This is a genomic window from Streptomyces sp. DSM 15324, assembly GCF_001514285.1.
GTDB lineage: Bacteria > Actinomycetota > Actinomycetes > Streptomycetales > Streptomycetaceae > Streptomyces.
In genome coordinates this window covers 533,892-535,222 of the sequence record NZ_KQ949028.1, presented here as the reverse complement: position 1 = coordinate 535,222, position 1,331 = coordinate 533,892, and the positions used below count along the sequence as shown (strand labels likewise).

General features: G+C 70.3%; 1 protein-coding gene. It reads right to left on the bottom strand.

Features of this window, described 5'->3' with window-relative positions; all coding sequences use genetic code 11:
* Window positions 1–182 precede the first annotated feature (182 nt).
* The coding region (locus tag AQJ58_RS21965) for a B12-binding domain-containing radical SAM protein (RefSeq protein WP_067252528.1) at window positions 183–1,331 on the bottom strand (1,149 nt) is incomplete at its 5' end.

Here is a 1,331-nt window from a genome sequence, read left to right as displayed (position 1 = left end):
CCCGCTTGTAGAACAGGCGCATCGCGGGATCCAGGCGGAGGTACTCCTCGTCGTTGATCAGCACGTTCTGGTTGTTCAGGCTCGCGGCGCCGGTGGGGATCTCCCGGGGGGTCAGCAGGACCACATCCGCCATGGCCGTCTCCTCTCTCCTTCTGATGTGCCCATCCCGAGAACCGGGCGCGTCACCCGGCCATGGCCTGCTCCCCGCACAGCCTCCTGGTCTCCGCGACGAACACCGGATAGGGGTCGCCCAGGACCCTGCGGTCATAGGCGTCGACCAGGGCGCGCAGTTCCGTCTCCAGCCGCTCGGCGAGCCGGGGCGGGTCCTCGTCGGCGAGCAGCAGCCCGAGGTTGAGGAAGGCGACCAGCAGTTCCGCGAGACCGTCGGCCCAGTCGCGCAGTCGGCTCAGCAGCGGCCGCAGTCCCGGTTCGCCCCGGGTCCTGCGGGCCCGGGTGGCGTCCACGATGAGCTGGGCGACGAACGGCAGTTCCTCCTTGCGGTCGGCGACCTCCGCGCTGACCGTGCTCCAGGCCGCCCACACGTCCTCGACCCGCCGGTCCGGGATCCGGTACTCCCGGCGGGCCTGTAGCAGCACGGCCCGGGCGGGCCCCTCGACGTCCGGGAGCTCGGGCGGCATGGGGTCGGCGATCCTGTCGTACATCTCGGTGCCGCGCAGGGCGATGGCGCGGCTGATGAAGGAGAACGGGTTCTCGCTGACGGCGATGTCGGCGGCCACGATGAACTGGAGGTTCTCCCACAGCTCGTCCAGGGTGGTGCCCGGCTCGACCATGATCCAGCCGGGTTCCAGCTCGATGCCCTCCGCCTTGAACAGGCGGGCGGCGTCGAAGTTGTACTCGACCATGGTCCCCTTGCGGAACCGTTTGGCCATGCTCGGTGCCCCGGTCTCCATGCCGAGCAGCGCGGAGGCCATGCCGGCCCGGCGCAGGGTGCGCAGCGCCTCCCGGTCGACGAGGCCGGTGTCGACGCGGAACTCGCAGTGGAAGGAGATCTTCAGATCGCGCCGGAGGATCTCCTCGGCGAAACCGACGGCGTGGCTGTAGCCGTCCTGGAAGGCGCCGCCGAAGTTGTCGTCGTTGAACCACAGGAACCGGGTGCCGAACTCCCGTTGCAGGAACTCGATCTCGTCGACGACGTCGACCGGCGAGCGGACCCGCCAGGCGTTGCCCGCCGTGACGCCGGGCGCCCTCGGGACATAGCAGAAGGTGCACTTGGCGTGGCAGCCGCGGCTCGTGTACGTCGAGGCCACCGGGGTGGGGATGCGGTTGCCGCGGTGGTGGACCAGGAGGTCGCGGGCGGGCCACGCCTCCTT